Origin of the sequence: Hoeflea sp. YIM 152468, from assembly GCF_029210485.1 — a bacterium.
GTDB lineage: Bacteria > Pseudomonadota > Alphaproteobacteria > Rhizobiales > Rhizobiaceae > Hoeflea.
Genome location: NZ_JARGET010000005.1, coordinates 1 through 24,400, shown reverse-complemented (window position 1 = coordinate 24,400; position 24,400 = coordinate 1). Strand labels below are relative to the sequence as shown.

General features: G+C 58.8%; 32 protein-coding genes. 10 read left to right on the top strand and 22 right to left on the bottom strand.

Annotation, left to right across the window (positions count from 1 at the left end; genetic code table 11):
• The 7 genes from PZ897_RS02025 (at position 1) to PZ897_RS01995 (ending at position 7,728) form a co-directional block, all read left to right on the top strand.
• Positions 1-2,463, top strand: a complete 2,463-nt coding sequence (locus PZ897_RS02025; RefSeq protein WP_275749370.1) for a phage tail protein — start codon at positions 1-3, stop codon at positions 2,461-2,463.
• A complete protein-coding gene (locus tag PZ897_RS02020) occupies positions 2,463-4,073 on the top strand; it encodes a hypothetical protein (protein ID WP_275749369.1) in 1,611 nt (536 codons plus the stop codon). Before PZ897_RS02025 ends, PZ897_RS02020 begins: the two co-directional genes overlap by 1 nt.
• Before the next feature lie 50 nt (positions 4,074-4,123).
• The gene (locus PZ897_RS02015) at positions 4,124-5,884 is read left to right on the top strand and encodes a hypothetical protein (RefSeq protein ID WP_275749368.1); all 1,761 of its coding nucleotides are present in this window, start codon (positions 4,124-4,126) and stop codon (positions 5,882-5,884) included.
• Positions 5,881-6,099: a hypothetical protein gene (locus PZ897_RS02010; protein WP_275749366.1), complete on the top strand. Its 219-nt coding sequence runs from the start codon at positions 5,881-5,883 to the stop codon at positions 6,097-6,099. The genes PZ897_RS02015 and PZ897_RS02010 overlap by 4 nt, the downstream gene beginning before the upstream one ends.
• Entirely contained in the window at positions 6,092-6,778 is a 687-nt protein-coding gene (locus tag PZ897_RS02005) for a lysozyme (RefSeq protein ID WP_275749364.1), read from the top strand. Before PZ897_RS02010 ends, PZ897_RS02005 begins: the two co-directional genes overlap by 8 nt.
• 114 nt (positions 6,779-6,892) lie before the next feature.
• Positions 6,893-7,147, top strand: a complete 255-nt coding sequence (locus PZ897_RS02000) for a hypothetical protein (protein ID WP_275749362.1) — start codon at positions 6,893-6,895, stop codon at positions 7,145-7,147.
• A 185-nt stretch (positions 7,148-7,332) separates the two neighbouring features.
• The gene (locus PZ897_RS01995; RefSeq protein ID WP_275749360.1) at positions 7,333-7,728 is read left to right on the top strand and encodes a DUF1515 family protein; all 396 of its coding nucleotides are present in this window, start codon (positions 7,333-7,335) and stop codon (positions 7,726-7,728) included.
• A 352-nt stretch (positions 7,729-8,080) separates the two neighbouring features.
• Here PZ897_RS01995 and PZ897_RS01990 read toward each other — a convergent pair whose 3' ends face one another.
• The 9 genes from PZ897_RS01990 to PZ897_RS01950 form a co-directional block, all read right to left on the bottom strand.
• A complete protein-coding gene (locus tag PZ897_RS01990) occupies positions 8,081-8,275 on the bottom strand; it encodes a hypothetical protein (RefSeq protein WP_275749359.1) in 195 nt (64 codons plus the stop codon).
• 457 nt (positions 8,276-8,732) lie between these two features.
• The gene (locus PZ897_RS01985; protein WP_275749358.1) at positions 8,733-9,074 is read right to left on the bottom strand and encodes a hypothetical protein; all 342 of its coding nucleotides are present in this window, start codon (positions 9,072-9,074) and stop codon (positions 8,733-8,735) included.
• 230 nt (positions 9,075-9,304) lie between these two features.
• Positions 9,305-9,520, bottom strand: a complete 216-nt coding sequence (locus PZ897_RS01980) for a hypothetical protein (protein WP_275749356.1) — start codon at positions 9,518-9,520, stop codon at positions 9,305-9,307.
• 18 nt (positions 9,521-9,538) lie between these two features.
• Entirely contained in the window at positions 9,539-9,751 is a 213-nt protein-coding gene (locus PZ897_RS01975) for a hypothetical protein (RefSeq protein ID WP_275749354.1), read from the bottom strand.
• Between the two features lie 16 nt (positions 9,752-9,767).
• The gene (locus PZ897_RS01970) at positions 9,768-9,926 is read right to left on the bottom strand and encodes a hypothetical protein (protein WP_275749352.1); all 159 of its coding nucleotides are present in this window, start codon (positions 9,924-9,926) and stop codon (positions 9,768-9,770) included.
• A 220-nt stretch (positions 9,927-10,146) separates the two neighbouring features.
• Positions 10,147-10,470, bottom strand: coding sequence for a hypothetical protein (locus PZ897_RS01965; RefSeq protein WP_275749351.1), 324 nt, complete (start codon positions 10,468-10,470; stop codon positions 10,147-10,149).
• Between the two features lie 11 nt (positions 10,471-10,481).
• Entirely contained in the window at positions 10,482-10,925 is a 444-nt protein-coding gene (locus PZ897_RS01960) for a hypothetical protein (RefSeq protein ID WP_275749350.1), read from the bottom strand.
• Complete coding sequence (locus PZ897_RS01955; RefSeq protein ID WP_275749348.1) at positions 10,922-11,425, bottom strand: GIY-YIG nuclease family protein; 504 nt, start codon at positions 11,423-11,425, stop codon at positions 10,922-10,924. Before PZ897_RS01955 ends, PZ897_RS01960 begins: the two co-directional genes overlap by 4 nt.
• Positions 11,425-11,853: a hypothetical protein gene (locus PZ897_RS01950; protein WP_275749346.1), complete on the bottom strand. Its 429-nt coding sequence runs from the start codon at positions 11,851-11,853 to the stop codon at positions 11,425-11,427. The genes PZ897_RS01955 and PZ897_RS01950 overlap by 1 nt, the downstream gene beginning before the upstream one ends.
• Before the next feature lie 150 nt (positions 11,854-12,003).
• On the opposite strand from PZ897_RS01950, the gene PZ897_RS01945 reads away from it, so the two are divergent.
• Positions 12,004-12,321: a hypothetical protein gene (locus tag PZ897_RS01945; RefSeq protein ID WP_275749344.1), complete on the top strand. Its 318-nt coding sequence runs from the start codon at positions 12,004-12,006 to the stop codon at positions 12,319-12,321.
• Positions 12,318-12,596, top strand: a complete 279-nt coding sequence (locus PZ897_RS01940; protein WP_275749343.1) for a hypothetical protein — start codon at positions 12,318-12,320, stop codon at positions 12,594-12,596. The genes PZ897_RS01945 and PZ897_RS01940 overlap by 4 nt, the downstream gene beginning before the upstream one ends.
• A gap of 293 nt (positions 12,597-12,889) precedes the next feature.
• Here the strand turns inward: PZ897_RS01940 and PZ897_RS01935 are convergent, their stop codons facing one another.
• The 10 genes from PZ897_RS01935 to PZ897_RS01890 form a co-directional block, all read right to left on the bottom strand.
• Positions 12,890-13,405 carry a DNA starvation/stationary phase protection protein gene (locus tag PZ897_RS01935; RefSeq protein WP_275749341.1) on the bottom strand — a complete coding sequence of 172 codons (516 nt, stop codon included), beginning with the start codon at positions 13,403-13,405 and terminating at the stop codon, positions 12,890-12,892.
• Positions 13,406-13,449: 44 nt separating this feature from the next.
• Positions 13,450-13,653 carry a hypothetical protein gene (locus PZ897_RS01930; protein WP_275749339.1) on the bottom strand — a complete coding sequence of 68 codons (204 nt, stop codon included), beginning with the start codon at positions 13,651-13,653 and terminating at the stop codon, positions 13,450-13,452.
• A gap of 29 nt (positions 13,654-13,682) precedes the next feature.
• Complete coding sequence (locus PZ897_RS01925) at positions 13,683-14,099, bottom strand: hypothetical protein (protein ID WP_275749337.1); 417 nt, start codon at positions 14,097-14,099, stop codon at positions 13,683-13,685.
• A 3-nt stretch (positions 14,100-14,102) separates the two neighbouring features.
• Positions 14,103-14,432 carry a DUF883 C-terminal domain-containing protein gene (locus PZ897_RS01920; protein WP_275749335.1) on the bottom strand — a complete coding sequence of 110 codons (330 nt, stop codon included), beginning with the start codon at positions 14,430-14,432 and terminating at the stop codon, positions 14,103-14,105.
• Between the two features lie 132 nt (positions 14,433-14,564).
• A complete protein-coding gene (locus PZ897_RS01915) occupies positions 14,565-15,500 on the bottom strand; it encodes a PRC-barrel domain-containing protein (protein WP_275749334.1) in 936 nt (311 codons plus the stop codon).
• Positions 15,501-15,602: 102 nt separating this feature from the next.
• Entirely contained in the window at positions 15,603-16,739 is a 1,137-nt protein-coding gene (locus PZ897_RS01910) for an AI-2E family transporter (RefSeq protein WP_275749333.1), read from the bottom strand.
• Between the two features lie 239 nt (positions 16,740-16,978).
• Complete coding sequence (locus tag PZ897_RS01905; RefSeq protein ID WP_275749332.1) at positions 16,979-18,724, bottom strand: CHASE domain-containing protein; 1,746 nt, start codon at positions 18,722-18,724, stop codon at positions 16,979-16,981.
• Between the two features lie 129 nt (positions 18,725-18,853).
• Entirely contained in the window at positions 18,854-19,642 is a 789-nt protein-coding gene (locus PZ897_RS01900; RefSeq protein ID WP_275749331.1) for a Crp/Fnr family transcriptional regulator, read from the bottom strand.
• Between the two features lie 66 nt (positions 19,643-19,708).
• Complete coding sequence (locus PZ897_RS01895; protein ID WP_275749330.1) at positions 19,709-19,906, bottom strand: CsbD family protein; 198 nt, start codon at positions 19,904-19,906, stop codon at positions 19,709-19,711.
• Between the two features lie 112 nt (positions 19,907-20,018).
• A complete protein-coding gene (locus tag PZ897_RS01890) occupies positions 20,019-20,555 on the bottom strand; it encodes a pyridoxamine 5'-phosphate oxidase family protein (protein WP_275749329.1) in 537 nt (178 codons plus the stop codon).
• A gap of 251 nt (positions 20,556-20,806) precedes the next feature.
• Here PZ897_RS01890 and PZ897_RS01885 point away from each other — a divergent pair, with 251 nt between their 5' ends.
• The gene (locus PZ897_RS01885) at positions 20,807-22,057 is read left to right on the top strand and encodes a DUF2254 domain-containing protein (protein ID WP_275749328.1); all 1,251 of its coding nucleotides are present in this window, start codon (positions 20,807-20,809) and stop codon (positions 22,055-22,057) included.
• A 15-nt stretch (positions 22,058-22,072) separates the two neighbouring features.
• Here PZ897_RS01885 and PZ897_RS01880 read toward each other — a convergent pair whose 3' ends face one another.
• From PZ897_RS01880 to PZ897_RS01870, 3 genes are all read right to left on the bottom strand, one after another.
• Positions 22,073-22,582: a hypothetical protein gene (locus tag PZ897_RS01880; RefSeq protein WP_275749326.1), complete on the bottom strand. Its 510-nt coding sequence runs from the start codon at positions 22,580-22,582 to the stop codon at positions 22,073-22,075.
• 102 nt (positions 22,583-22,684) lie between these two features.
• Positions 22,685-23,017: a hypothetical protein gene (locus tag PZ897_RS01875; protein WP_275749325.1), complete on the bottom strand. Its 333-nt coding sequence runs from the start codon at positions 23,015-23,017 to the stop codon at positions 22,685-22,687.
• A gap of 202 nt (positions 23,018-23,219) precedes the next feature.
• Positions 23,220-24,161 carry a PAS domain-containing sensor histidine kinase gene (locus PZ897_RS01870; RefSeq protein ID WP_275749324.1) on the bottom strand — a complete coding sequence of 314 codons (942 nt, stop codon included), beginning with the start codon at positions 24,159-24,161 and terminating at the stop codon, positions 23,220-23,222.
• Positions 24,162-24,400 lie beyond the last annotated feature (239 nt).

The window sequence follows — 24,400 nt, the reverse complement described above, 5'->3', positions numbered from 1 at the left end:
ATGCCAATCTTTTCGGCCATCATAGGCGTCGTCGGCGCAGCGATTACGGCTGTCGGCTCGTTCATTGCGCCGCTCACAGGCGCCCTTGGCGGGTTGGGTTTGTTCGGCAGGGCCGCGCTGTCGATCGGGCTCAATCTGGCCGCTGCGGCGGTGCAGAAGGCCTTCGCCAAGAAGCCCGCTGCGCCGGTATCCGGTGTCGAGCTGGATCTGCAATATGGCGAAAACGTCCCGCGAAAGGTGATGTGCGGGCGGTTCGCTGTCGCCGGGCATTTCGTCTATCCGAATGCCTATGGCCCCGCCAATGAAACGCTGCAACAGGTTTTTGTGCTGTCGGATTTTTACACCACGTCACTCGACAAGGTGTGGATTGATGGTGAGCTGGCCAGCCTCGGCGCGGTCGATGCCACCAGGGGGGCGGTTGTCACCAATGGCGAACATGCCGGCAAGATCTGGATCAAGTACCATGACGGCAGGCAGGCGGCAGCAGACTCGGGGCTGGTGGCGGGCTCCAATCCGTCCGGGAGATGGACTGCGGCGCACAAGGGCACAGGTATTTCCTATGTGGTCGTCACCATGGAATACGACCAGGAGAAGCTGACGCAACCGCCTCAATTCCTGTTCGAGGCCAAGGGCGCTCCGCTCTACGACTGGCGCAAGGATTCGACCGTTGGCGGTTCTGGCGCGCATCGCTGGAACGATGTCACCACCTGGGAATTCTCGGAAAATCCGGCGCTGATGTTTTATGCCTATCATCGCGGGTTTGCGATCAATGGCGACCTGTTTTGCGGAATGGAGGTCAGCCAGTCCGATCTGCCGCTGTCGAAGTTGACGCTCGCCGCCAACATCTGTGACGAGACTGTTGATGGTGGGCCGCGCTATCGCTGCTCGATCGGCTTTGACTGCACGGCGGCCCATGGCGACAATATTGAAGCGGTGATGACCTCCTGCGGCGGTATCCTGGTCACAAGCGTTGGCGAGATTTATTTTGTCGTCGGCACCGATCAGTCGGTTGTGGCCACATTGACGGATGACGACCTGGTCGTCGGGCAGCCGGTTTCTTTCCAGCGCCGCCGGGCCATGGATGAGCTGGTCAATTCGGTTTCTGGCACGTTTCCGAATCCGGACAATCTGTGGTCGTCGACCAGCTACGCTACAGCGCGGGACGCCGGCACTGTCGCAATCGACCGCCGCACACGGGATGTCGCCATCAATTTCGACACGGTTCCCTATCCGAAGCAGGCCGGGCAGCTCGCCGCGATCTACTATTCGGAAAACCGGTTCGAGGCGACCGCGAGCCTGACTGTGCGGCCCCGCTGGCAGGTGCTGGAGGTAGCCGACTGGATCACCTGGAATTCTGCGCGCTACGGCTCGCGAACCTTCATGGTCACCGACATGCAGATCATGGCTGACAGTGATGACGGGCCGCGCAATGTGGTGCTGTCGTTGCAGGAGAGGTCCGGTGATATCTATGCCGGCGTCGGCATTACCGTGCCGCCCATCCCGCTTGGGCCCGCCACCCCGGTCTATGCCAATGAGCTGCAGGATTTCACTGTCACGGCGGCAACCGGGGTGGGGTCGGACAGCCAGGCCTATCCGATCATCCGGGCATCGTGGACCGCGCCGACCGATCCGACGGTCTCGGGCGCGGTGCTGCAATGGCGTGTCAAGGCAGACCCGGCCAATGTGTTCGAGAAGATCGTTGGCCGCGACATGACGATTGCGATCCTGAGTGAAGCCGTCGTGCGCAACACCACCTATGAGGCGCGCCACATTCTCCGCACCGACCCGGCGCGCCCGGTTGTTCCGGCCGCCTGGAAAGAGGTGACGACCACCAACCCGCCATCCAGTGATGTGACGGTCGGGCTTCGCCAGGCACGTGATGATGTCTACGGCCTGTTTGAGCGGCTTCGCGAGCAGGTGGATGATCTGGAAAGCAAGCTGGATCTGTCGGCCGGCAACGCCTCGGCCGACACTGCCGAACGGTTTCTGGATCGCAACATCATCCGGCGGTCAAAGGGTGAATTCGCAGCTTTCGTCGAGACCGAAACCCAGGCCCGCATTGACGGTGACGAAGCTCTCGCCAGTTCGCTAACCGCTGTCGGGGCCAAGGCCGACGACGCCACCGCATCGGGCTTGTTCAAGATCGAGGCATCGGCAGGTACGGGGGGATCTCTGACCCGGCTTTCGATGTACGGGCGCGCCGAAGCGGGTGGGGTTTACCGGGAGGCTGGTGCTGTTCTTGATATCACGCCAACAAAAGCTTCGTGGTCATTTTTCAATGACCAGTTCAACATCCTCAAGCCCGATGGGACGCCGATTGCAGTGTTCGGGACGTCCGGGGCGGATCTGTTGTTGCAGAACATCAGGGTTGGATCGCTTGTTTTCGATCAGCTTTCCAGTGCGAACGGGAAACTGGTGCTGAAGGGGTCGGATTCCTTTGCGTCAATAGAAGTTTTCTCCTGATGTCCAGACTGTTCATTGGTATTGATAGCAATGGGATTCCTGCTTTGAAAATCACGCGGGACAGTGCTGACGACCCTTACTCGACGCCTGACAGCCAGCGAAGCAAGTTTTCCTACAACAGCAATGATGCGGGGAATGCAGCTATTGGTGCTGTTGTCACAAGGGAAACCGGCACTCCCGGTGCCGAGTACGGCGCGCCTGTTGTCTATCCGCTAAGTCCGAATACCGGCTATCTTTATATGTCGCCGCCGGGGTCGAATGGCACAAATTATAAGAAGGCAACAATCCGAGTATCCGGGGGTGTGGTTGGGGAGACTTTGTACAGCACACGGTATTTTGACAATCTGAGGTATGGTTGCCCGCTGCTTTCAGACTGCACAAAAAACACATCGAACGGCAGATACGCGAATATCAGAACCGTTGCAGGCCTGTCGATTCCTGGTGGCGGTTACGTGCTGACAGCATCCACCGGTTCAATGCCCGTTTCGCCCCAGTCTGCCTTTGTTGTGCCCGCTGGTGGCGGCTACCACACACTCCCGGATAACGCATCGGTCACAGGCGCAGAGAGGCTGCATTGGCTCAATTACGAAGGCGGCGGCTACATTCTGAGAAATGTCGTTTCAAAATTGAGCAGGAGCGCCGCACAGGTTCTGTGGAATTTGCCAGCCGACAACACACCGCTGGAAGACGCTGCCAAAATCCCCGGAACGTCGGGGGTCAAGGCCATAACCATAAGCCCCACGCAGTTCAAGATTGCACGTCAGGGTCACAATGTTGACACTGCCACTTTCGACAAGCTGGTATTCTCCGCTGACAAACGTCCGGGCAAGGTTATAGCTGCCGGGGATGTGGCGATTGCCGGTGGAACCACGCATGTTGTCGAGTGTGGAATCGCATTGAATGACACGGTTGTCGTAGAGCAAGCGATGTATTCCGGGTCTGCGATATCATTCCCGTTTCCGCCGAGCCTATACATCGATGACACGTGGAATTTTGAGTACAAAATCAGCGGCTCCAAGGTTGTCTTTTATAACGACACAGCCACCACTTATCACATTCGATATATGATCATCGCCGCAGATGATGCACCGCCCACAACAGGGTCGAACAAGGTGTTCCGGCAGATTGACGTAGATGGCGACACCGTCTTCCAGATTTTACGCCCAGGGTCTGCGGAGCCGCCTGCGCTGGCTGACATCGTTATCGACAGCCGTTGGCCCAGTATTCCTATTTTGGATGAGGGCTATCTCGATGTTTTGAGCGTGTATAACGCCAACCCCTTTGCGGGCTACCAGTCTTTCACAGTGAACTTCGCCAATCCGGGCAACCTGTTCCCCTTCATAAAAATGTCCGTTGTTCGCGGGGGAGGGGCATCGCCGCCTTACATCGCGTGCTCGCCTGTTGTTCGCAAACGTATAGGCCCGTTCAGTCCCGGAAGCGAGTTCGAGCGCTTGGGGGGGGATACAGTCTACTGCACGTTGAACAGCAATACCCAGGCTGTGTTTCATGCGTTCAGAGGTCGAATTATAGAATCGGGCGAAACGGCCTTTGTTGACGACACCTACCCGACGGTCGGCATCCGCTACTACATCTTTGGCATCCCGACATAGTCCTGCCGCCCGCCCGCCACCTCTCTGATCATCACCTAACAGGGACTGCCATGACAGCTTATACGACTGAAAAAACCGGCGTGATCAGCCTCACGGCCGGGAGCAAGACCGTGACCGGAGACATGACGCTGTTCAGCGTCAGGGCCTGTGCGGGCGGTATTTTGATTGTTGATGGGGTGATCGGCGTTATCGCCAGCGTGGAAAGCGACACCGCCGCCACGCTGGAGCAAGACTGGGCCGGGTCAACTGTCTCGGAGGTGGCCTATATCATTGTCAGGTCAACCGCATCAGCGGCCCGTCTGGTCAATGCCCAGGACAAGCTGGCCGATCTGGTCGACAAGCTCGAAAGCCAGTTCTTTTTCGATTATGACGCCTTCGGGACCGCGCTTGCCGATCGCGATGCGTTTGACGATGAGGCGGAGGGGTTCAAGTTCGCGCTGTTGCCGGCATCGGGAACCGGCGGGCCTGTCCTCTATGTCAGGTCAAGCGCAACACCGGGCACATGGACCGGCGGTGTGGAGATCCGCGGCCCGGCTGGCCCGGCGGGGGTCGATGGTGTTGACGGTGTTGATGGTGTTAACGGTGTTGATGGCGCCGACGGTGTTGATGGTGTTGATGGCGCCGCCGGCGCGCCGGGGTCGTCGGACGTTGTCGGCACCAGCGCCACCAGCCTTGCAATCGGCTCTGGCAGCAAGACATTTACCGTCACAGAGGCTGATCGAGGCTGGGGCGTCGGTGCGCGGCTCCGGGCATCGTCGGATGCGGACGGGTCGAGATGGATGGAAGGCGTTGTCACGGCCTATTCGGGCGTCACGCTGGAGATGTCTGTCGATCTTGTGGGCGGGGCCGGGACGCGGGGTGACTGGACGATCAACCTGGCTGGCGAGCGGGGCACACCAGGTGCGGATGGCGACGGATTTGGAGACATGGTTGTTGCGACATACGACCCGCAGGCAATCGCAAAGGATGTCTTCGATCGGGCGAACCATACCGGCTCTCAAGCCATTGGCACGGTAACGGGGTTGCAGTCGGCGCTTGACGAAAGGCTCGGCAAGTCGGGGGGTACGGTCACCGGGGATCTGAACGTGGAAGGTGCGTTCACGCGCCCAGCCGCCGCGGGCTATCTGATTAAGCCCATTGGCGAAAACACGGGCCTTTACCGGGAGGATAATGGCAGCCTCTCGCTTTTCCGTGGCGGCACGAGAGTCGCCACAGCAAGTGGTGCGCACTTTGGGATTGGAACGGCTTCGCCAGAAGCTCAACTGCACACAACCGAAGATGTCCGTTTTGAGGGCGTAGCGGGCGCGGGAGGTGCTGGCGTTCTTAAGGTTGATGCGGAAGGTAATGTAGCCTCAGGAGGCGTCAACACAGTCCAGGTCGTGCGCGACATCTACACCGCCTATGTGGCCCGCACAGAGATCATCCCGCTCGACGACACTATTCCGAAAAGCTCCGAAGGGTTTCAGGTTCTTTCAGCTACGATCACGCCGACGAAATCAACCAACAAGCTGCGGATCAAGGCGATTCTCAACGGAAACACCCCGCCCGCCAGTTCGGCCTCGATCACAGCTTCGGTCTTCAACGGCGGGGTCAACGCCATTGTGGCGGATACGGTGTGGGGAGCTGCTGGAGAGCCCAGGCAGCTCATCATTGAACATGAGTATGTTGCCGGAACGACATCTGCGGTCACGATTTCAATCCGCATGGGTCGCTCAAGTGCTGGTGACATTTACTTCAACGGGACGGCGGCAGGCCGCACCTTCGGTGGTGTGCGGGCGATGGTGCTGACTGTTGAAGAGATCGATACATGACGTTGCTTCCTGACTGGCGGCGGGTGCTGCGGCGGGCCTGGTCGGTCCGGCTGATGATCCTGGCTGCCGTTCTCTCCGGCGCGGAAGTGGCGCTTCCGTTTCTTGATGGCCTGTTGGAGATCGCGCCCGGTGTTTTCGCCGCGCTCTCCGCGCTCACCACTGCTGCGGCCTTCGCCGCCCGGCTGATTGCTCAAAAGGATGATGACGATGAGTAAACGCGCAAAATCACTTCTTGCCGGTGGCGCTGCCGGTGTCATCGCGCTCACGGCTGTGTTCATGCAGCCCTGGGAAGGCACAAAAAACCTCGCTTATTGGGACAGTCTCGGCAGGGTCTGGACGGTCTGCACCGGCGAGACCAAGGGCGTGAAAAAGGGCGATCGCTACACCGACAAGCAATGCGCAGAGATGCTGCAGGCCACGCTGGAGAAGGATTACCGCCAGCCGCTGACCAAATGCATTCCCGGCTTTGACGGCTATCCGCTCGGCTGGCAGGTGGCGATATTGAGCCTGACCTACAATGTCGGGCCGGGTGCGGTTTGCAAATCGACGGCCGCCCGGCTTGCGATCGCGGGAGACCTTGAGCAATCGTGCCAGGCCATGACCTGGTTCAACCGCGCCGGCGGCAAGGTGGTCAGGGGTCTCAAGCTGCGGCGCGAGATGGGGGACGCCAACCGCATTGGCGAGCTGGAGATCTGTCTTGCCGGGCTCGATATGCCGGCCGTCACAACTCCAAAGGCAGCGCCGCAGGTTAAACCGGCCGCCAAATCGCCAGAGGCGGCCAAGAACGAGCATGACGGCTCTCCGGGCACAGTGCTGGGCCTTGCCATCTTCCTCGCGCTGGCGGGCACTGTGGGCGGGCTGGTCTTCCTTCGCAAGCGGAGGGCCGGCAAATGATCTGGTGGACCGTTGCAAGATATGTGGCCATCGGCCTCGCTGTTCTGGCCGTGATCCAGATGCTTCGCGCCGACGGGGCGCAATCTCTCAGAAACAAGATTGAAAGGCAGAACAATGAAGCGGCTCAAAGTGCTGATATCGCCCGGCTTGGTTATGATGATTGCGTTGGTGCTGGCCGCGTGTGGGACTTCGGCGCCGGCAAATGTCAGCGGACTCCGTAACGTGGTCGGGACTGACCTGATCGGGACGAAGGGCGCCACGGCTGATGACCAGCACAAGATCAACCGGACGGTGACCGGCATCTGTGCGGCCTCGGTGTGGACCAGGGCCGAATGCGCCCGGCACGGGGCGGAGATCCGCCAACACTAAGCGGGCCGGCCTGAGATGCGACCTCGGGCCGACCCTGACCAAGCCGACCTAAACGGAGGCCGACATGGCTGAGACGAGGATTATCAAGGCAGGGGTAAAGCAATGGTGAATGCGAACCCCGGAGAAATCACGCTCTACCTGACCGGTATTGCCATGGTCATTCTGCTGGCGCGGGTGGTGCTGACATGAGCGATCAAAGTATAGATCGGCTGCTGGGCACCTTGCTCAACAAGGTCGAAAACCTTGGCGATCAATTCGGTGGGATGCGTGAAGATATGAAGGAGTCGGAAAGGGCGTCAGCCGCGAGCCGAGACAAAGTCCATAAACGACTTGATGATGTGACCCTCAGACAGGCCCATCTTGAAACCAGTGTGGCGACAATGAACGGAAGGGTGGAGGCCCTAAGCGGCGAGGTCCGCGATATGAAGGATGTCACCGATGGTGTGACGAAATTGACCCATCAGGCCGAAGGTTTAGGAACACTCGGCCATGCGTTGTTGCGTGTCGGCGGGTGGGTGCTGGCATCGGCCGGGTGGTTCGTCGGCGTCTACACCTATTGGACCGGCCGCCCGCCGCCTTGAACAGATTCGCCGCAATCCGCGGCGTTTGCCCGCCGGGGCAGCCCGGCCCCGCGTAGGTTGCGGGAAGTGTGACCAAGCCAGGGTGGCTGCAATCTGCCTGGCTTGGACTCTGTATCAAAATGAAGAGCCCCGTGGTCCCGCCGGATCATGGGGCTCTTTTTTGCGTTCTGGGGGTCAGGCCCACCCCACACCCCACGTCACGTAGGCCGCGCCGGCATTAAGCGCCGCAGCCGCAAGCCACGCCCACCATTGGCCGCTGCGGTAGGCCAGAAACGCTGAGATAACTGCCATGATAGAAATTGCGGCGGTCATGGCTGGCTCCTTGAAGTATTCGTCACCTTGAGAAGGTAGCCTATCGGATGGTAATGTGGCCTTGCGCCATTTTGTTTGCGAGATAGCGCAGTATTTCGCGGACCTTTTCAACTTCCTCTTCTGCATTATTGCCATCGGCATTGAGCCATTTTGCGAGATCCAATACATCACCCGAGCTCATTTTCTCCGAGCCGTGTAAGATGACGTTGACGCCATCAATCTCGATGATTTGCATGGCATGCCTCCTTCGGCTATTTCAGTTTCACCAAAACGCCGGTTCGAGATCTCAGCAAATGCTGCCGCCTGGAATAGCGTTTGTTCTGTTCGTATTGGGCCAAGTGCGCTGAGCTTATCCCGCCTGCCACGGCTCGCCGATATCGAAGATAGTGGACAAAATCGAGCCCCTTGATAGCCATGATCCGCTCCGAGCTCTCATGGGTCAGACCGCCCGTTTCAAGGAGCTTGCGGACCCGGAATGAATTAAGCCAGCGCATCAGGTGCTCCTTGCGTGATTGGATCTACATTCCTGCTCAAGTGCCGCAACCCGATCTCGGACCAGTTCAAGCGATGCTGGCTCAGGGGAGATGGTTCGGAGGTCAGATTCGGCCGCCCGCAGCGCGCTCAGATACCACTTGCGTTCCCGATCAAGCGCACTCTTGAAATCACCGACAACTCCCATGCCTGCTCTCCTGTCATTTTCGGTTGAATGTAGCAACCAGTGCTTCGATGTCGGCTTGCTCAAACACGAAAAACGCCTCCATCTTGTCACCATCGTAGGACATGAATTTGCTTGCGGCATCTTCGACTGGATAGCTCGTGCCAGTCTCAAGCATTTCCTCAAGCCGGTCGAAAGCCTGTCCGGAGTCCTGCGCCTGGACCCACATCGGGTTGACCGCCCAAAAGCCCCAATATCCGTCGCCCGTGATGTGGCTTTCCAAGACCATAAGCGACGAAAAGCACCACCGCTCGCCATAGGCAAACACTGTGCCTTCCGGGCATTGCTGGAACTGCTCTGGCGTCATAACTCTAGCCATCGGTCATGCTCTCCTTCGAATATCTCGAGGCGATCAATTGAGAAGCGATCGCACCTCAGCTTCGATGTTCGCTCTGGCTTCAGCTTCAGTCGCTCCGAAGTTAAACCAGACGTCACCCGGCTCCTGGATGACGTCGCCTTCAGTGACAAATGGTTCCCGTTTCGCGAGGGCAATCCATCCTGATCTATCTCTGAGTGGGCGGGTGATGTAATGCCACAAAGCCTCAGCTCCTACGATTTGGTTTTGCTCAGATCGGCGCCATCGCTTGGCGGCACGCCAAGCTCCCACTTCGGCGGCTCAGCATCGTCAGGTTTTGCATAGGGCCTCCACCGTTGCCGCCCATCTCGATTTATGTAGTGCTGATAGGATGATCCGAAGGTGGTTGCATCAGTCCAGCCTCCTGCGAGTTCATCCAATTCCTGCTGTTCATCGGATTTTTCGGTCATAGCAATCTCCTTCGATTTTCAGTTGATGCTGTCGTATCTCTCGACATGGGCATGATTGTGCGAGCGATTGGCGAATGTGCTGTCGATCGGGAAATCGACCCCGGCGCGCAAGAGCCGGTCTTCGAGAACAAGCATCCGCGATGCCATCATCCGCATTGCCATTTGCCAGCCGCCGCCCTTGTCATGCGACTTCTGGAGGTATGCCTGCAATATCTGGTCTTCGATGCCCATTGGTCAGGCCCTCCTGTTATTTGGTGGGGTTGCGGCGCTCGGCTAGCACCACGCTCGACTTGAAATAGGCCAGCAGAGCAGTGGCCAAAATCGTCCGTTCATGGCCCTCTGGTGCCAGCCAAAGGCAGAACAGCAAGACCTTATCCACGATGATGAACCTGATGTCGTTCAGCATGGTCTGCTCCTAAGATTTGTTGAGTTCAGCCTTGGCTCGGGCCAAACTCTTGTCGGCGCAAGGGCAATGCGTATCGTCGCAGTAGTCCGTCTTTGACCAGCACCCACCGGCTTTCCGTGCTTCCGCATTGTTGATCTCGAATGCCCGCTTGTATGGCTGCGTTTGGTGCAGCTCGTCGCGCTGGAATTGCCATGGCTTCGGCATGATCAGCCTCCTTCGATTATACGGTTTCGGGCGCTGGCCACCGGGCCAGAAACTGGTTCATCATGTCTACGGTTGCAAACCCGATGTGCGTCCATCCGTAGACAGTCGCGCTGCCGCGATACCAATCCCCCGGCTTGCCGTGGATCGGCCACGCTTCGGGCCCGAAATTGTCGCGGCACCACTCGTTCATCTCGCGCTCGCGGTCACTGTTGATCCCGTCTGTGAAGGCATCAACCATCCACGGGCGGGACTGCCAGCACTTGAGCGTCAATTCGTGGCCCTCGGCGTCTAGCTTTTTCTCGCTCCATTCGATGGTGCGCCGGTATAGATCAGTCGTCACGGCCATGCCTCCTATTGTTTGGGCGCTGCAAGCAGCGGGATTTCGTCGGCGCGCTCATAGAGCGTTCGACCATCATTGGTCAGCATGTAGGGCATGAACACGGCCCCGAACGAGAGCATTCCACACTCGACGGCGGTAACCTGACCTTTGACCCAATCGCGCAGGATCGAGTTCACGGCAATCATGCCTTGGTCGAGCGCCTTCTGCTCGTATGCTTGGCGGCTTCCCTTGCGCCGATGAGACCACGGCTCGGCTTTGAGATACATCGCCGCCCATCCTTTGCCGGATGCCTTCAACTGGATACTCCGTCCGCGATGCTGGAAAGCCAGCAAAACCGAATGCTCTGCAAACTCGTCCATGAAGCCGACACTCTCGCAGCCGAACCGTTGCAGTATCTTGGTAATTTCATCGCGGGCGGCATGGCCGCTGCGGGCTGTTGCGTAGGGTACGCTCATGTGTCGTCCTCACTGTTGGCTTCAATCACGTCATCATCATTCGGGATCTGGTACCCCGTGATCCGCATGGCATCGTTCATAGCCTGTTGCCAAAGTTCCCGGTTCTCAGCCTTCCAGTGTTCGAAATTGCTGCGCATAAACTCTGCGCACTCCCGCTCTGGCAGGGTTCTCGTAAGTCCTATGATCGCCGCGCCCTCAAGCCTCGACGCCTCGCACCGTTGCCGCATCTCTGCTTGCCTATCTGCCCTTGGCGTTTTGTGCCGTTCCGCTTTCGTCCGTGCATATTGGACGTTGTGCATGGGCTTTTCCGCCCTGATTGCTGCGGCTTCAGCCACTAGCGCTGCGGCGTGTTCATTGAACTTTTCAATGGTCACTTTGGCAATGCTGTCGAACCAGTCTGATTGATATTTGTGTTCTTCCATCCGGCGCAACGGGTTCAATGACTGCCCGATATAAAGCAACTGGTCGTTCTCATCGAAATGGCGATAGACAGCATACATCACTTGGCCTTCTTGCGCTTCGGTTTGGTGACACAGACGTAATAGACCTGCGCTTTCTCCATCGGGCTCCCGAGATATTCCTCGATCCGGATCAGGCGGGTTGCCTCGGACAATGCCTTGTTGCCCCATATCCGGCAGATTTCCGCCTCCTGGGCCGCGTTCATCTCTGTCTCGGACAACGGCGGCGGCGCGTCCTTGACGCCCTCCAGCACCTCGACAGACCCGCCAGCAGCTTCAATCGCTTTGATGATTGATACCTGACCGGCTCCGCCTCCGAGATCCTTCTTTGCCATCACAACCACGGTCACGCCGGGGCGAACGCAATGAAGCATCGCCTCGCGTTCAAGCTGCTTGCTGTTGTCTGTGTCGATGAAGAACTTGCCCGGCGCAATGTTGGCGCTGGCAAAGGATTTTTCTCGACGGTTCATTCCATATGCAATTCTCATTTGCCCTATATGCGCCCCTAATTTCAACTTGTCAACATAACCTAGTTGACATCGCGCTATGAGTCAACTAATCTTGTTGAAACAGGCGGCAACAGCGCCGCTATCGTTTAATAATTAAAGGGACCATCGACCATGCCCAAAACAACGCTTACAGACGGATCGCCGGTCACGTCGGATCACCGCGAATTGAAGCCCAACGGCCAGCAGAAAGGCTATGTGGTTTTGTCAGATGACGAGCGAGCGAAGGGCTTTGTTCGCCCGGTCCGCAACGCTTACAAGCATCTTGTGTGCGGTGTCGTCACCACGATGGGCGACAGCCTGGCGGAAACCTATGCCCGTGATCCGTTCTTCTATTCTGGCACTTTTTGTGTCGGTTGCGGCAAGCACTTCCCGGTCGGTGAAAACGGCGAGTTTGTCTGGTCAGGGACGGATGAAAAGGTGGGAACATGACAACCAAGAATTCACCGCTTCGCGTTCTCAAGGCTCAGGCCGATCAGATCGCAGCGACGATCATGGCGGCAGAACGTGGCGAGAAGATCGACGCGCATTTTGCTGACAAGCTCAAAGAGGCCCGCCGTCTCGATAGCTTCAAAATAGGCATCGCCATGGACGACAAGATCGTGACGATTGATATCGGATGGGACTTGATCCGCAGCACAGGCGAGGTCGCTCTTGCGCAGTACATCCTCGACCAAATGCGTGAGACGCGCAGGGTCTTAAACTGAACAACACATAAGGGACTTATCCACAGATGCTGATTTCAGTGGATGATTTGCGGCTTGTGGCGTGGGACACCTGCCAGCTAACCTATTGATGTGTAACGACCTGGCTTCGGCGGTCGTGGGACACTTCAATCATTGATTTTACTCATAAAAAGCTGATTGTTCTGTTCTTCTCGACCGCACCATAAAACACCCGCTCCGGCGGGTTTTTTTGTGTCTCCGGACCACCACCCAAAAAAGGGCAGAAGCCGCAAATGGCCTCTGCCCCGAATGTGGTTCGTCGCGACCGGGCCGGTTTAGCTGGCGATCACGGCCCTGAGCATCCACAGCGCCTTTTCATGGAAGGTGAGCCGCGCGGTCAGGACGTCTTCGGTGACCACGTCATCATTGTCGCCGGCCTTGGTTGCTGCCTTGCGGGCATCGCGCACCGTTTGCTCGTGCTCGGAGATGAGATCCGCCACCATGTCATGCGCCGATGCCTGATCGACGTCCGACTCGATCGGCGCGAAGGACTTTGTCATGCTGAAGCTCACGGGGGCGAGATGACCCAGAGCGCGAATACGCTCGGCGATGATGTCGCTGGCGCCAAAGAGCTCATTGTAGTGCTCTTCGGTCAATTCATGAATCGGTTTGAAAATCGGACCAACCACGTTCCAGTGGTAGATGTGGCTCTTGATCGTCAACCGGTAGGTCGCCGCCAGCAACTCCGAAAGATCCTTGGCCATCGACTTGCGATAGTCGGTTTTCAGGCCCGTGTTGATAGCTTCCTTTGCGGCTTCCGGCGATAGGCTTGGCTGTGCGGCATTGGCCATGATGAATTCCTTTCTGATAACGTTTGGTTGGTTCGGCAGAGGGCTCAAGACTGCGGGGCAGCGTTGGCGGGTGCGTCCTCGATCTGCGACGAATTGGTGTCGACCGGCCCAGCATCCTCGACCATGACGCCCCAAAGCACCCATCCGCCGATCAGAGCCAGGACCAGACTGATCAACAAGATCGCCAGAACTGGTTTTCCCTGACGCGCCTGGCGGGCGCTGACCGGATCCAGTGGTTTTTCATTCATATCGTTTTCCTATTCGGTCACGGATGGGGTTAACTCCGGCTGGGGCGCGTCAGGGAGGCGGCGATCGCGCCGATTGCCAAGCCTGCAAGGATCGCGGTTGTCTTGTTCCTGGCGATAAGGCTGGCAGCGCCAGAGATCGCCACCGCCGATGCATTGCTTGACAGCTCCACGCTCGTCCGGCGCCTGTCGCGCCGGCGCACCAGCGCGCGCAGACCAAGGGCCAGTACCGCCAGCGCCAATGCCAATCCCGCGCCCGCCAGCATTCCGTACACAAGGCCGTGGGTTTCGGCCACGAGCACGATGAAGGCGCCAAACAGCGCGGCGATCGCCACCAGCGCCATCAGGCAGACGAAGCCGACAAGGATGGCCTCGCGGCACAATTGCCGCGCCTTGGCGCCGGCATAGGACGAGGCCAGGCTGGAGAGGGAGAGAAGCAATGACATCATGAGTTACCGGCGCAGCAGGATCGCGGCCAGGAAACCGGCGGCGACGGCAACGCCCAGCGATTGAAGCGGCTTTTCACGGACGGTGGTGCTGACCTGCTTTTCGGCGCGCGAATATTTGCCGGCCATCTCGGAGAGCAATTGCTCGCCGTTTTTGAGAACATCGTCGATCCGGGCTTCAGCTGCCTCGCGTGCGACTCCGGCCTTGAGCGCACCGGCTCCGGCGAGTGCCTCACCAAGTGCTGCAAGCTCTTCGCGGATGCGCGCCGTGCGCTCGGCGATGTCGTCGACGACGTCATTGCCATTGGATCGTGTGGTTTTGCCTGTGGCAGCCATTTTCAAATCTCCTGTTACGTTCACCTCGACAACGCTGTGCCGAAGCAAAAGGTTCCATCCCGGTCGGGATTGCTTCAAAATAAAAGGCCGCCGGGCGAAACCCGGCAGCCTTCAGTGGGAAGTCATGCGCCGTTAGCGGGCTGGTGCACGAAGGATGACGCCGTCGCGGTCGGTCTTCCAGGAATCCTCTGAATACTCAGGCTGGGCTTCCAGCTGATCTTCAGTGAACGGCGTGAACAGGGTCAGATCACCGTTCGCGTCGGCGCGAATGTCGAGGTTTTCCGGCGATACGGCCACCTGCTTTTCACCCATGCCGAGGAAGCCGCCGACATCCAGGATAAACCCTTCGACCTTGTTGTCGCTGGTCAGGAGCACGTCACCGACTTCGCCGATGTTCTCGTCATTGGCGCTGTAGACAGTGCGGCCGATCAGATTGTCTGCGGTGAGCTCTTCCGCTGAAAATACGGTCATGGTCGAGCGATCGATCGACGTGGTCTGTTGTTCGGCAGGCGCGACGGCACTTGTGCCGTTTTCGATTTTTTCCGCCGTCATTTCTTCCGCCGGCTTGTCCGTGTCGGTCGCCATTCCGGTCGGCTGTTCGGCGTCGGGAGTGGCAGTCATGTCCACAGCAGCGCCGCGGTCGGGATAAATGGTCGTGCGATCAAACGGCTGCGCCGCTTCAAGCTGTTCGCGGCTCATATTGGCGACCAACCAGCGGTCGCCATCACGCTCGACCCACTCGATGGTGTCATAGTCGACCGAGACGTCCTTTTCGCCAATGCCGAGAAAGCCGCCAACGCCAACGACAATGGAAGAGATTTGCCCGTCATCGTGGATGACGATGTCGTTGATGTCGCCGATTTTTTCAGCGTCTTCAGAAGCCGAAGCATAGACCGACGAACCGATCAGCCGGCTGGCCAGGTTCATGTTGGTATCCATGGCTGCGCCCTGATCCGTCGTCACAACGGTTTCTGAGGTGGCGGCAGGTGTCTGGGAGTGGCTTGCTGCAAGCGCGGAGGTGGTTACAAGTGTCGCGAGCGCCGTACTGGCCAAGAGCATCTTAAACATGATAATTTCCTTTTTGCATCGAAAGGTGCCCGCCGGGCTGGACCGTGTGTGTGAGAGCGCTGGGCCGGCTCGGCGGTGGTTACAGGGATCAAACGCTGTCCCTCACGCTTGGTTCCGGCGGCGTTCAACTTTTTTTGACTGATTTTCGCCATGTCGCGGGTTTGCAGCATGGAAGGGAACGGCGTTCCGGAGCACCGCATAGGTGACGAGCAGCATCGGCACCGCCAGCAAGCCGCCAACCGGACCCCAGAGCCAGATCCAGAAGGCCAGCGACAGAAACACGACAAACGGATTGAGCGTGACGGAGCGCCCGATGATCTGAGGCGTGACGAATTGTGCCTCGATCATGTTGAGGACCAGAAATGTGGCCATCGGCAGAATAATGGCGGGCGGAGAATCCCATGTTGCCAGGCCGACACCCAGCAGGATGACCGCCATCACGGCCGGACCGATATAGACAATATAGTTGAGGCAGAAGGCCAGCATGCCCCACAGATACGGCTGGGGCACGCCGAGCAGCCACATCGCGCTGGCCGTGGCCAGGCCGAGGCCGGCGTTGATCACGGTAATCGACAGGAGATAGCGCGAGACGAACCATTCGGCATCGCGAAACATGCGCGCGGTTCTCAGGCGGGAACGGCGGCTGAAACAAAACGACAGCACGCTGGTGCGGATCGAATGACGTGTCGCCAGAAAGAAATACAGGCTGGCAAGAAACAGGATTATCTGCGCCATCAGAGCGGGCGCCAACGTGGCGATTTCCTCAACAGCCGTGTTGTCAGCAATTTCGACGGTCATTTTCGTCTCACCGCCGGACAGGCTGCGGATCTGTTCCTGCACGCCGCCGAGGGTGTCGAATACAGTCCGCCAGTCCAGCAGATGCCGCTGCAATTCCAGCCAGATGCGCGGGAGACGGTCCATCCAGATAGACAATGGCATGGAAAACAGCGCCACCGCCGCTGCAATCAGGGCCAGAAACAGCACCACCACGGTTGCCGCCGATAGCCATGGCGGAACGACGCGCTCGAGCGCACTGGCAACCGGCGATGCCATCAATCCGGTAACCAGAGCAAGTGTGACCGGTGCGAGGAAGGCCTGGCTGTGATCGAGCGCGGCAAGTGTGGCGACCAGCCCGGTGATGATGATGGCAATGCGAGCTGTCGATTGAAGCCCGGCATCCATGCCGGATTTCGCGGCGATCCGGACAACCGGCGGCTCCAGGCGATACAAAGGCTTCATCCAGATATTCCCTGTGATAAACAGGGACAACGCCGCCCGGAAGCAATCGTTCCCGATCGGATCTGAGCGCCCGGAGAAGCCAATTCCCGATGCACGCGCTCTTAAAACAAGGCGTCGCACCAAACCGGTTCCGGGGGATGCGCTTCAGGCTCTGTGTTCATGCATGTCGTTGTCGCAAAACCGCTGCACACTTTTGCGCGACCTGCATGAGAACGGTGGCGCTCCGGCAGCCGATACAATCAGGCGCCTTTGACGCGCCGCCGCAGTTGGCGATCCGTCACAACCCGCCCATAAGGCACGCGGATGATGACGTCGATCCCGTGCGAATCCGGCACAATGTCGAGGGACCCGCCCAACTCGACCCGCATAGTGGCATCCAGCAGCTTGGTGCCGAAGCCGCCTTTGCGGGCAAGCGCGGCTGAATCCTTCTCACCCAGTGGTTGCTCGCTGCGTTCGCGCCAGGAGAAGATCAGGGTTTGGGGACTGGTTGAACTTGGTTCGGCCTGCCACCTGATTTCGAGCGTTCCGGTATCCGATTGCGCCGAACCGTATTTCAGCGCGTTGGTGGCGAGTTCATGAAACGCCAGGCCAAATGCCTGTGCGGCGACCTCGTTGAGCTCGATGTCGGGCCCTTCAAGCGCAGCTTCGTCCAGTGTGCCGCCGAACAGCTGCCGCAGTTCCTGCATGAGCAGCGTTCTCAAATCAGCGCTTTGCCAGGCGGTCCGCGCCAGCAGATCCTGCGAGGATGCCATCGCCTGCAGCCGCGCATTGAATGATTGGGTGAAGTCGTCAAGCGACGTGGAGGAGCGCGCCGTCTGCCGTGACATGGCCAGAACCCGGGCGATCATGTTCTTGATCCGGTGCTTCATTTCCTGCAGCAGCAGTTCGCGGTCGTTGAGCGCACGTTCGGATTGTTCCCGCAAGGCCTCGCCGACTTCGATGGTGCGCTGTTGTGATCGCGATGACACGGCCAGTGCTCCGGCGAGCAGCAAGCCGCCCAAGGCCAGCATGAATGTCCGGGTCTGATCGACTGCAGGGCTGTAGCTCTCCGATGGCCGGATTTCCACTTTCCAGCTGCGTCCGGCAACTTCCAATGACATCACCACCGGCTGAGGGCGGTTGATCCGGTCGCTGGGTCTGCCGTCTGAACGGTAGATCAGGCTCGTGTCGGATGGTTCCCCGTCCCAGGCGGTGACGTGGATGGGCAATATCGGTGATCGGTTGAGGGCGGATTCAAACACGCTGGGAATCTGGAATGGGGCGTAGACCAGGCCGAGCGCCCTGCCTGAATTGGCGGCATAATAGGGCGTGTACATCAGATATCCGGCCTGCGGGTTCTGGGGATTTTCCTGGACCAGTTGCACCATGCCCGAAGCCCGCAATTGCCGCTCCGCCAGGGCTGCCAGAATTGCCGCGCGGCGGATCGGCTGAGAGTACATGTCGAAGCCCAGCGCGCGCATATTGGCATCGGTCGCCGGCTCCAGCAGCACGATGGGTGTCCGCTGCTCTTCGCTCGTCTCCGGCCACGGCTTGCGGTTGATGCCGTAATTGCGCTGAAGTTCCGCGGCGATGGCCTGGTCCGACGAGGCTCCCGTCGTCACATAGCGGGCAAAGCCAATGCCCTGGACGCCGCTGAACTGTTCTGTCTTCCGCAGATGGCTGACGAAAACCTTGAAGGCCTCTGCGCTGGGCACTTCGCCCGCTGCCTGGAAGTGAGCTTCGACCGATTTGACCAACAGCATGTGATTTTCGACCCGATCGCCGACCCGCCGCACCGCATCTTCCGCAATGCTGACGAAGGCCAAACGGTTGGCGTGGTCAATCGTGTACCAGGACGCAATCGCCGTGAGCATGCCCAACAGCGCCACAACGAAAAACACCAGTGCTGGCTGCACACGGTAAAACAGCGCCAAAATCTTGTCGTGAGGGCGCGCGGCAATCCGGTTAAGGAACTTGCCGATGCGACGCAAGAATGAGCGGATCAAGCCGGATATGTGCACCTCCAGTTGTGTCCCGAGCCGATGGCACGCGTGCCTGTATGATAGACGAAGAGATCGATGCTTGCGGATAGGGCCTGACGCCAAGCATGTCTATAACACAGGTTAAGCAGTCATTCAGGTTTTGGTAAACCGCTGATTGATGCCCCCATTGTTTGAATCTGTTGAAAACTCAACCAGAAAACGTTCATCAAAATCTGCAAAGCTGATCGCTCTCGAGGTCTCGGGAAAGCTCACCATGCCCTTGCCGATGTGCACCAGCTTCTCCTTGGTCAGGCGGCTCAGAGAGCGGTTGACGTGAACCGTGGACAATCCCATGCAGTCGCCAATCTGCTCCTGGGTCAATTCCAGCTCAAAGCCTTTGGCCGTGGCCAGCCCGACCTGCTCGAGCCGGATCCACAATTCGAGCAGGAAATGCAAGATCCGTTGCGCCGCCGTGCGCGCGCCGAGTGACACCTTGTGTTCTGAAAGAATGTTGGAATGACGGACCGTCATCCAGTCAAGCCCGGACGCCAGCACCGGAAACCGGCGGTGGATTTCGAGAACGCGGACCGGCTCGATCAGTGCCAGCGAGGCATTGGTCAGCGCAGCGACCGAGTAGAGCGAGGTGTGGTTGAAATTGACATGCAGGCCGATGAAGTCGCCGGGCAGGGAGACGCCGATAATCAGCCGGCGGCCTGCCGGTGTGATCTTGTAGCGGATTACCCATCCACGCCGCACCAGGAAGGTCGCGCGCAACGGTTCGCCGTCGCGGATGAACTCATCGCCTTTGGAGATGGCGGCCTGGTTGACCTGCATGGTTTCGAGATAATCGACCTCTTCCGAAGTCAACAGGACGGTGCGTCCGAGCCGCCTGACCAAGGGGCTGGCATTCTCGGGAATCGCACTCTGGCTTTCTGACTTCATGCGGCGCGCTTTCAGGTAAGAGAAGACCCGGCAATCTGATTGCCGGGTCTTGAAAAGACGGGTGTATTAGTTGCGTCCGAGCCAGTCATCGATTTCGCGCTCGGCCTCGTCACGGGTTTTGCCGTAGCGGGTCTGGATCTTGCCGGCCAGCTCGTCGCGGCGGCCTTCGACAACATCGAGGTCGTCATCGGTCAGTTTGCCCCATTGAGCCTGAGCCTTGCCCCTGTACTCTTTCCATTTGCCTTCAACGATGTCCCAGTTCATGTTTTTTTCTCCTGGTTGTGATCAATAACTCGGCCGTTGGGTGAGTGCGCGTCCGGCCTGCTCGAACAACGCCATGTCCGGAGTTTGGTTCCGCACCAAGTCTTTTAATTCATTATTTTACCGCTTGGGTGTGCGGCGCAGCGCCTGGAAACACCACCCGCGCTGTCTCGCCCAGGCTGGGTTCGTCGCCACTCATGTTGGCCATGGCAATCTCCCATGCAAAGCGGATGACGCTGCCTGAAGAAGCCCAGATATCGGCCTCGGCCGGGTCAAACCGCATCAGGATCAGATTCGGATCGTCCTTGCCGCCTTCGAACCAGGCTGCGACCACCGGCGACCAGAACTCTTCGATCCGCGCTGTCTCGGGTTCCTCGCTCATCGTGCCGGTGATGTAGGCGTGATAATTGTGGTCAGGGCCGACCAGGCTGATGTTTGCCCGGCTGGCCGGATGGCGGACAACTGTCCCGCCCATGTCTGAATCGCGTTTTGCAAAAAACCATATGCCGCGCTTTTCCTCATCGACCTGCGGCGCCATGGGCTGCATCCCGTCACCAGTCCGGTCGAGGCCGATCATGACCGCATGGGTGTCGTCGAGTATGTCGAACAGTTGCTCGATCGGTTCGTTTCGTGTTTTCGTAAGATCTGTCATGGAAAACCCTTTCTGTCCGTGTGGGCGTCAACGCACAGCCGGGGTTCGGGTTCCGCTTCGATGTCGAGCTGATCTGCCAAGGCTGGTCTGGCAATGGTGTTACCTTGCGCATTGGACGGGCCCAAAGCGGGCACCTGCCGGTCGACACACTTGGCCAAACGGGGTCATGTAGCCACAGCGGATCATCTGCAGACAAACGGAAACAATCAGCGGATTTGCGCGTTTACCAGTAAGATTTAAAGGAACGTTTCATGAAATTTCGCGCGTTTGTCACTTTGAACGGCATGCTCGGCGTCCCCGCGGCAATCGCCATCGGTCTCTGGCTTCTTGCGGTGCCGCTGGTGTGGACAGACACGCATTTCACCATTGTCGGCGATCCGCTGCCGTTCTGGCTGGCTATTTCGGAAGACACTGCGAGGTCGCTGCTGACAACGATAGCAACCGCGGCAATCACCACGTTGAGCATGGTCTATTCCATCATGCTGGTGGTGTTCACGCTGGCCGCTGGCAACATCGCGCCCCGGCTTCTGCAGCGGTTTTCCCGTGATCGCGTCAACCAGGTCACCTCCGGGCTTTTGGGTGGCACATTCCTCTATTCGCTGAGCGTCCTGAGAGCCACTGGTCCGGATCTGCGGCCCGAACTCTCGATCGCCATGGCGTTTCTTCTGGCCGCATTGTCGGTGTTGCAGGTCATTCACTTTGTCCATTCGGTATCGCGCAGCGTGACGATCGATGCGGAAGTGGTCAAGATTTCCGAACAGCTCGAACGCCAGATCAATGCGCTTGTGGCGGAAACCGATGCACAGCACGTCGATTTCGACGAGGACCGACTGCAAACCTCGCTCAAGGCCGCGCAATCGGGCTATGTCACCACGCTCGATGAGACCGCCTTGCTGTCTCTTGCACAGCACAATGATACCTATATTGCCGTGCGGGTCGCGCCGGGGGACTTCGTTCTCTCGGGACAAACACTGGCCGTTGTCGGCTTCGGCGGTGACGATGAAAAATCTGCCTGCGCGGTGCGCGACGCGATCAATTTGCAACCTTATCGCGGTGCCGTTGACGACATCCGGTTTTCCGTCCGGATCCTGCTCGAAATTGCGCTGCGGGCGCTGTCGCCGGGCGTCAATGACAGTTTCACCGCCGTCACCTGTGCCGACCGCATTGCAGCCGCGCTGGTAAAACCTGTCTCTGATGGGCTGCGCGGTGACGTGCGATCCGACGAAAATGGCGTGGCCCGTTTGAAGGTTCCGGGTCTGTCGCTGGATGATCTGCTCAACATGACCCTGCATCCGCTGCGCCAGGCCGCACAGGGCAATATTCTGATGCTGGATCATCTCGGCGTCGTCCTCAACTCCCTTTATGAAGTGGCCGGGCCGGACGCGCGGAAATTGTTAAGCTCGCACGGCAAGGCCCTGCTGCAGACTGCAGGCTTGGCACAGCCGATCAGATCCGATCTGGAATTCCTGCAACGCAGACTGGACTTCAAGGTTGAGGATTAAACTCTGCTCGGCCCGTCAGGCTCTCGATTCATTTGCGGCGTGATCCGCCACACCGCGGTGTGAGATGGCAAGATCGGCAATGATCTGCTCGAGCTGACGACGATGTGTGCGCAGCAAGCCGCGCAGCATCTCCATGTCGTCCAAGCTGCCGCCGCACTCCATCATCGCCTCCAGCGCGTCATCATAGGTCGACAACAAGGATCTCTGACCCGCGGCGATGTCCGGGAGAATATTGATATCAAGACTGGACAACAGGGCTCTGATCCGCGCCACGCCTTCATCCACCAGCGGTTCCTGTGGCGCTGGCTCGTCCGCCTTGTATCCGTGCCGGTCAAGAAAGGCGGCAAGGTCGGCCATCTGCGCCTGGTTGGTTTGCAAGACGCTCTCAAGCCTGTCGCGCTTGAAGGAAGCTGCATCGGTCAGCTGGATCTCGAGCTCACGGCCGATCTGGTTCAACCGCGACAGGATGATGGCGATAGCCTCGAACACAGAACGGTGAGCGATGGCGGGGGCTGGTGTCGACATGGTCAGGCCCTCTGGCTGCTGTGGGGTGGCCTGGCGCGGCAGCACTCCGAATTGGAAGACGGGCAGGGCGGGCGCCCTGAAGCTTGCCGGCGCCGGGCGCTTTTAGTTGATCTGGGTCGGTGACGCAGGCGAGTCGGCGCGCGCAACCGCATTGAGTTCGACGTGCGGGTTGATCAGTTCGATGCTGACCTCAATCCCGCCGGCTTGCGTGACATCCCAGACGATCTCGGCATCCTCATAGATCAGGGCCGGGTCGATCTCGACACAGGTGCCATAGGATTTCTCGCGGGATGCCATGGCATGAACGGCCTGGGTCAGGTCCTGCTCGCACTGCTCGACCGTTTCGTAGGCCACAGCAGGGGCCGGGATTTCTTCGCAGGCCTTAAGGTCGTCGCTACAGGCGATCAGCAGCATGAATGCGGCAATGTGTTCCATGTGGCTTCTCCTTTGGCATACCAACGTTCCGCCGCAGCCAAGGTTCCACACAACAGCTATCTCGGGGGCGCAGGGTGAAACAATCCAAGCAAATCAATCAATAATTGCCGCATGCCGTTCAGACTTCGGGATGAGACGATGGGCGCCCGAGCTGGGAGCGCGAAAAACCCATCACACTTGCCGGCACATCCGGGGGTGAGGGTTATCGTCTTGAGCTGACCTCGTACTGGGTGTCGGGAATGGTCAGTTGATAAATCATTCGATCAGTGCCTGTTTCGTGCCGAACGACCGCCGAAAGCGCCTGGGGCACAATGCGCCCCAGCACGGTTCCGGAGAAACCGTTCTTGGCGGTGGGCCGGATTTCGGACTGGTCCGGGCCGGTGGCGAATGCCTCGCTCCAGGTCACGATCAGAACCGGTTCGCCCTCGTCGTTCTTGCTCTCCTGGGCGGACAGCCGCACCGTTCCCCCGGCCGGACCCATGGCGCCTCTGGCGAGGGAGTCGATGGTCAGTTCGTGCAGGGCCAGACCCAGATGCAAGGCGGCGTTGGGCAGCAGATAGGCATCCAGCCCCACCATCGTGAAGCTGGCCGGAAGTTCGCCCATCAATGGCTGCAACTGCGATTTCGTCAGCGTGAACAGTTCCGCGCCGCGCCAGTCGGATTCGGTGATCAGATCCTGCGATTGTGCCATGGACTGCACCCGATTGCGGAACGCCAGGAGGAAATCATCAAGCCCCTGCGAATAGCGGGCGGTTTGCGAGGCGACCGATTGAATGATCGCCAGCAGGTTTTTCGAGCGGTGGCTCAGTTCGCGCAGCAATGTCTTGAGAACGGTCTCTCGATATTTGAGGTCGTCGATGTCGATTATGGTGGTGAAGACACCGATGACATCGCCTGCGGAGTTCACGTCAGGCTCGACGTTGAGCATGAACCAGTGCCGCTCATGTTCGACGGCGTGAAGAATTTCCATCTTGGTGGCTGTGCCGCTGTCGATTACGCTGCGCTTGGTGCTGATGACCTTGGCGGCATGTTGCGGGTTGAACACCGCTTCGTCGGTGCGCCCCTCCAGAGCTTCTGTCAGCAGCCAACTTTCGGGCAGGTTGGCTGCGAACCGGATGATCAGGTCAACGTCTTGGTACATCATCGACACCCCGGCACTCCGCAGCCCCGCAAGGACGAACCGAAGCCGGTCAGATTCGTTAACCGATGCCATTGTCATAATGCACTCTTGAATTGCGTGTCATTCTTGTTGCTAAAGTGTCAAAGGCGCCGGAAACACTCCGGCGCCTCAAGAAGTTCCGGCAGAAGATGGTTTGTGCTTAGGCTCAGGACTCATTGATTGATCCAGAAGATGACGGTTGCCGCGATTGCGATGGCTGACAT